This is a genomic window from Nocardia sp. NPDC060220 (assembly GCF_042727815.1).
Lineage (GTDB): Bacteria > Actinomycetota > Actinomycetes > Mycobacteriales > Mycobacteriaceae > Nocardia.
Genome location: NZ_JBHWZY010000469.1, coordinates 1 through 5378, shown reverse-complemented (window position 1 = coordinate 5378; position 5378 = coordinate 1). Strand labels below are relative to the sequence as shown.

The 5378-nt window shown below is 67.2% G+C and carries 6 protein-coding genes; 2 read left to right on the top strand and 4 right to left on the bottom strand.

Annotated elements, in window-relative coordinates; translation table 11 throughout:
- On the top strand, nucleotides 1-183 hold a 183-nt coding region (locus ACFWF3_RS22660), incomplete at its 5' end, for a hypothetical protein (protein WP_379315180.1).
- An 80-nt stretch (nucleotides 184-263) separates the two neighbouring features.
- The gene (locus ACFWF3_RS22655; RefSeq protein WP_379315179.1) at nucleotides 264-914 is read left to right on the top strand and encodes a hypothetical protein; all 651 of its coding nucleotides are present in this window, start codon (nucleotides 264-266) and stop codon (nucleotides 912-914) included.
- Nucleotides 915-926: 12 nt separating this feature from the next.
- On the opposite strand, the gene ACFWF3_RS22650 is transcribed toward ACFWF3_RS22655, so the two are convergent.
- The 4 genes from ACFWF3_RS22650 to ACFWF3_RS22635 form a co-directional block, all read right to left on the bottom strand.
- The gene (locus tag ACFWF3_RS22650; RefSeq protein ID WP_379315178.1) at nucleotides 927-1829 is read right to left on the bottom strand and encodes a tetratricopeptide repeat protein; all 903 of its coding nucleotides are present in this window, start codon (nucleotides 1827-1829) and stop codon (nucleotides 927-929) included.
- Nucleotides 1830-2008: 179 nt separating this feature from the next.
- Nucleotides 2009-2965 carry a c-type cytochrome biogenesis protein CcsB gene (gene ccsB / locus ACFWF3_RS22645; RefSeq protein WP_378991013.1) on the bottom strand — a complete coding sequence of 319 codons (957 nt, stop codon included), beginning with the start codon at nucleotides 2963-2965 and terminating at the stop codon, nucleotides 2009-2011.
- Between the two features lie 31 nt (nucleotides 2966-2996).
- On the bottom strand, nucleotides 2997-4625 hold the full coding sequence (locus ACFWF3_RS22640) for a cytochrome c biogenesis protein ResB (RefSeq protein ID WP_378991014.1): 1629 nt from the start codon (nucleotides 4623-4625) through the stop codon (nucleotides 2997-2999).
- The gene (locus ACFWF3_RS22635) at nucleotides 4625-5377 is read right to left on the bottom strand and encodes a cytochrome c biogenesis CcdA family protein (RefSeq protein WP_379315177.1); all 753 of its coding nucleotides are present in this window, start codon (nucleotides 5375-5377) and stop codon (nucleotides 4625-4627) included. The genes ACFWF3_RS22640 and ACFWF3_RS22635 overlap by 1 nt, the downstream gene beginning before the upstream one ends.
- Nucleotide 5378: the final 1 nt, after the last annotated feature.

The following is a 5378-nucleotide window of genomic DNA, read 5'->3' as shown; positions in this document are numbered from 1 at the left end:
CTATTGGCACTCATCGCGATCGTGGCCATCGCGGTGTTGTGCTGGAAGGCGTTCGGCCCCGAAATGCAACGCCCGAATCCCGGCCCACCCTCGCGCAGACCGGTTCTCGGCCCCGACGACGACCCGGAATTCCTCTGGCGCCTCGGCAAACAACCACGTGACGACTCCGGCCCGGCCGAGTGACCCTCACGATGTGCGTCGCCGTGAGCTGACGCACATACCCCCGTTGCGCGTCGAAAGAGCTGGGTAGATAACGTATTCCGGTGATTGATGTGCAGCAGGGTTCTGTCCCGACCACTTGGCGCGCGGCCGACGGCAGCGCCGTGACGTTCACCGAGGCACGGTCGGAGTGGACTCGCGCCGCACACGAGGTGCTGGCCGACACCGCTACCCGGTTCAACAACTTCATCGTCAACACGGAGTTGGCCGAGCTGGTCCAGGAAGAATCCGGGATCCGCACCGCGGTGAAGTGGCAGCACTGGCTGCCGGTCGTGCTGGACAAAGTCGCCGAGCACTGTCACAAGAACAACGAGCCGCCGCTGAGCGCGCTGTGCGTGCGCAAGAACCAGACCGTCGGCACCGGCTACCGCTACATCCTCGAACTCGCGGGCCTGCCCATCCCCGACGACCTCGAAATGCACGCGGCCGCGGCCCGCTGGCAGTGCTACCAGCACTACGCCACCGACCTCCCCGCCGACGGCGGCCTGCCCACCCTCCCCCCGAAGGTCGCCGCTATCCGCCAGTCCACCTCCGAGGACCTGGCCACCGCCGAAGCAGCCGAGGCAGCCGTCAAACGACCCTCCGCCGCCCGCCGCACCGTAGCCGCCATCCCCAAGCCCGAACCGGTGCGCAAGCCGGTCTGCCTCAACTGCCACGTAGAACTCCCCGCCAACAAGATCTGCTACTACTGCTGACTCCGAGGCGCCTCAGGGCTCCCACAGCGGGTTGTGCAAGATGGCCAGGTTCTGGCGTGCGGTGACCGCGAGACTGTGCGCGTACCTGTCGGGATGCAGCCGATCGAGGATGCTCCAGTACGAGGCCGCAGCGCGTTGCCGAAGCCCGGCCAGCGCCTGTGTCGCCGCCAAGTTGTTGCGACGCCCGAGAGTTTCGAGACTGTCGTCGCCGAGTTTCCGTTCGCTGAAGTCGACGTTCAGGTCGAGTAGGTCAAGGGCATGAAGGTACTCACCGGCAGCGGAATACCCCAAAGCCAGATTGTTGCGAAGGGTGAGCGTCATGTCGTCGTCGACGCCGAGAACATGCTCGGCGATCGACACGATATCGTTCAGCACCTCTAGTCCTTCGGAGAAGTACCCCGCATCGCAGTAGGACCGGCCGAGGGCGTTCCGCACCTGCAACGTGATGGGCCGGTCGGCACCGAACTTCTCCGCGCACTGTTGAGCGAGCGGCTCCAACACCGCGATCGCTTCCGAGTAGCGTCCGCTGTCGCGGTGATTCTCCGCGACAGCCACCCGGTACGACGCCGTAGTGATCTCGGAAAACGGTGCGCGTCCCAGGCCGCTGGCTCGCCAGATCGCCGCCGCCGCGTACGCGATATCGACCGGCGCCCGCGCCACCACTGGACGGGCAGGCGCCACGGGCCACGGTTTCGACGGCGGCGCCTCGCGAACGACCCATGCCATCAGCGTTTCTCGCAGCTGCTCGGGCTGCGTGCCCGCAACGTGGAATCGGTGGGTAGCCCCCGCCACATCCAGGCGAATCACGGAGCCGTCGGCCCACCCGATTCCGGCACTGATCACTTCGACAAGGTCGGGCGTGCGCACATCCACGCCCGTCACCTCGCGCCAGCCGACCACGAACGCCGAGCGCACCGATCGGCGCCACCGGATTTCCGAATGCGAGAAAATCAACTTCCCCGCACGCTCAGTCGATCCCCCGGACCGATCCCCCGCCCCGTAGGTCACACCGGACAGCCGAAGATCGTGTGCCACAAGACCTATGGTCTCATCTCGGAGCTATGCAGACACGCTATATCGGAGGTAGCGGCCGCTCAGTTCAGCCCCGCGTAGCTGTGCAGACCGCTGATCACCATGTTGATGATAAACAAGTTGAACAGCATCGCTACGAAGCCGGCGATGTTGATCCAGGCTGCCTTGGTGTCTCGCCAGCCCGAGGTGGCTCGGGCGTGCAGGTAGGCCGCGTAGAGGACCCAGGCGATGAAGGAGCAGGTTTCCTTGGGGTCCCAGCCCCAGAAGCGGCCCCAGGCGGCTTCTGCCCAGATGGCGCCGAGGATGACGCCTGCGCCGAAGAGGGGGAAGCCGATGATGGTGGTTTTGTAGGCGAGCTGGTCGAGGGTGCGGGCGTCGGGGAGGCGGCGGGCGATGATGCCCAGGATGTTGGTGGATTCCTCGCCCGCGGGCTGACGCATGCGGAACAGGTAGAGCAGGCTGGCCACGCCCGAGACCAGGAAGACGCCGCTGCCGATGCTGACGATGGTGACGTGGATCGGCAGCCAGAACGAGCGAAGGGCGGGGACCACGGGGGCGGCGTCGGCGTAGAGGACCGTGCCTGCCAGGAACATCAGGATCAGCACGGGAACCAGCAGGAACGCCCACATGGCCCGGTAGCGCTGGTCGCGCAGGAAGATCAGGCCGATCACCACGGCGGCCGCGGTGGCCATGGTGGTGAACTCGTACATGTTGCCCAGCGGGAAGCGGTGGGTGGCGAAGCCGCGCAGCACGATCGAACCGATGTGCAGGACCGCGCCGACCACCAGCACCGAGAAGGCCATGTTGCCCAGCCGTTCGGCGAGCGGTTTGGCCTCGGGGGTCTCGATCCTGCCGGGCAACCCGGGGTCGCCGGCGGGGACGAGTTCGCGGGCGGCGACCTGCTTGGCGCGCGCCGAGGCATACTGCACGATCAGCAGGACCGTGGCCAGGGCGTAGATGGCCATGGCCGACATGAACGCGAAGTCGCTGTACCGTGCCAGCGTTTCGTCGATCTGCATCAGGATTCCGTCTCCATGTCGAGTGCGCGGATCACTTCTCCGCTCCCAGCAGCCGTGTCCGCAGTCGATCGAACTCGGCGCCCCAGCCCGCTTGATCGCTTCTGGCCAGGCCGCCCATTTCTACTACGGCGCGTCGTTGACCCACGGTACCCGCCGCAGCCTCGACCGGGTACGCCCGGATCCAGATCCGCCGCCGTTTCAGCAACAGCGACACCAGCAGACCGGCCATCATCGTCAGCGCGCTCACCAGCACCCACTGCTGGGCCGGGTCGTGCGAGACCTGCAAGTTGACGAATTCCTCGGCGCCGTCGAAGGTGACCTTCGCTCCGCTCGGCAACGTGGTCGACTCGCCGGGACGCAGGTTGACCCGCGCCTCCTTGGTCAACCGACCCTGCTTGATCATCTCCGGGTCCAGCGAGAACAGCGACTGGGAACGCCCGGTGTCGAGACCGGTATTGCCGCGGTAAACGTCGACCGCGACCGCCGGGTCGTCCATCCGGGGGAACGACGAGGTGAGCAGGCTGCCGTGGAACATCGCGGTCGGCGCGAACAGGCCCTCGATGGCGATCTGGTTCTGCCGACGTTCCTCGTCGGTGGCGTACATGCCGCCGGGCGGGTCGATGCGCAGCACACCGCTGGACAGGAAGGTCTGCGCGTCGTCTGGCCGCCACTGGATGGTCTCGGTGCGGGTCTGCCCGTTGGGGAAGGTGACGGTGAACGTCGGCGCGAAGCCGTGTCCCTGCAGGTAGACCCGATCACCGGCGACGCGCAACGGATGGTTCACCTGGAGCTCGGTGCTGCGCCACGTGTCGGTGCTCAGGTCCGCGCCCGCCTGGTACTCGATGTTCGAGTGGAACATCTCGGCCTGGCCGGTGGGCAGGTAGTCGGCCTTGAAGTCCTTCACCTTGATGCACAGCGGCGTCATGCCGGTGCCGTCGTTGGTGTTGCCCGCCCGGAACGAGTCGAAGACCGCGGGCGAGGTGGTGCAGAAGCCGGGACCGTCGTTGGCGATCACGATGACATTGCCCTCGTAGCCGAGCAGCTTGCCCAACGCGATCGCGACGAGCAGCCCCACCAGCGACAGGTGGAACACCAGGTTGCCGAACTCGCGCAGATAGCCCTTCTCCGCGGACAGCGTCACCTCGCCGTCGCGCTGACCGGGGCGCACCTCGGTCCGCCACCCACGCAAGGAAGCCTTGGCGGCCTCGATCACCTCGTCGGGAGTCCGGTCGTCGGTTTCGCTGGAGTGGTGCGGCAACCGGCTGAGGTTGCGCGGCGCGGGCACCGGCGGGGTACGCAGTGCCCGGTAGTGGTCCCAGCAGCGCGGCAGGATGCAGCCGACCAGCGAGATGAACAGCAGCACGTAGATGGCGGTGAACCAGAAGCTGCCGAACACGTCGAACAGTTCGAACCGGTCCATCCACGGACCCAGTGTCGGACGGTCGGCGATGTACTGGTCGACCTTCTGCGCGTTGAGGCTGCGTTGCGGCAGCAGGGCGCCGGGGATGGCGGCCAGCGCGAGCAGGAACAGCAGCACCAGTGCGGTGCGCATGCTCGTGAGGCCGCGCCAGGAATTACGGACCAGGGCCCAGGCCCGGCCCAGCAGCGACTGCCGGACGGGCGGGGTGGGGGTGGTCGGTGTGGTCAGCGTGTCAGTCATCAGATCGGAAGAGTCACCTCGGAGACGAACCCGTCACGCACCCAGCCGACGAACTGATCCCATGCCCCCGTGACCAGCGCGACGCCGACGGCGACGAGCAGAAAACCCCCGATTACCTGAATGGTGCGCGAATTGCGCCGCAGCCAGCCGACCCCGCGCAACGCACCGGCCGACCCGAAGGCCAGCACGATGAACGGCAGCCCGAGACCGAGGCAGTAGGCGACGATCAACGTCACCCCACGCACGGCGGTGGTGCCCTCGGTACCCGCGGACACCGCCATCACACCCGACAGCGTGGGCCCCAGACACGGGGTCCAGCCGAGCGCGAACACCCCGCCGAGCAGCGGCGCGCCGAGGATGCTGGTGAGCCTGCGCGGCTCCATCCGCGTGTCGCGCTGCAGGGCGGGGACCAGGCCGATGAACACCAGACCCATCAGGATCGTCACCACACCGCCGATGCGCTGCAGCAGTTCCCGATTCACATTGAGGGTCTGGATCACGCCGAAAACAGTGGCCGTGGCCAGCACGAACACCACCGTGAACCCGGCGACGAACAGCCCGGCGGCACCGGCCACCCGCATCTTCGCGCTACGGCGCTGCGCGGTGAGCGTGCTCGCCTGCGCGTTGGTGGCAGGCGGCGCCTCGGCACCGACCAGCCCGGCCAGGTAGGACAGATAGCCGGGGACGAGCGGCACGACACACGGTGAAGCGAACGACACCAGGCCCGCGAGCAGGCAGGCTCCCAGCGCCAGC

Excerpts from the sequence above, each read along its gene's own strand:
- ccsB (WP_378991013.1), bottom strand. The coding sequence starts at position 2,965 with ATGCAGATCGACGAAACGCTGGCACGGTACAGCGACTTCGCGTTCATG.
- ACFWF3_RS22640 (WP_378991014.1), bottom strand. The coding sequence starts at position 4,625 with ATGACTGACACGCTGACCACACCGACCACCCCCACCCCGCCCGTCCGG.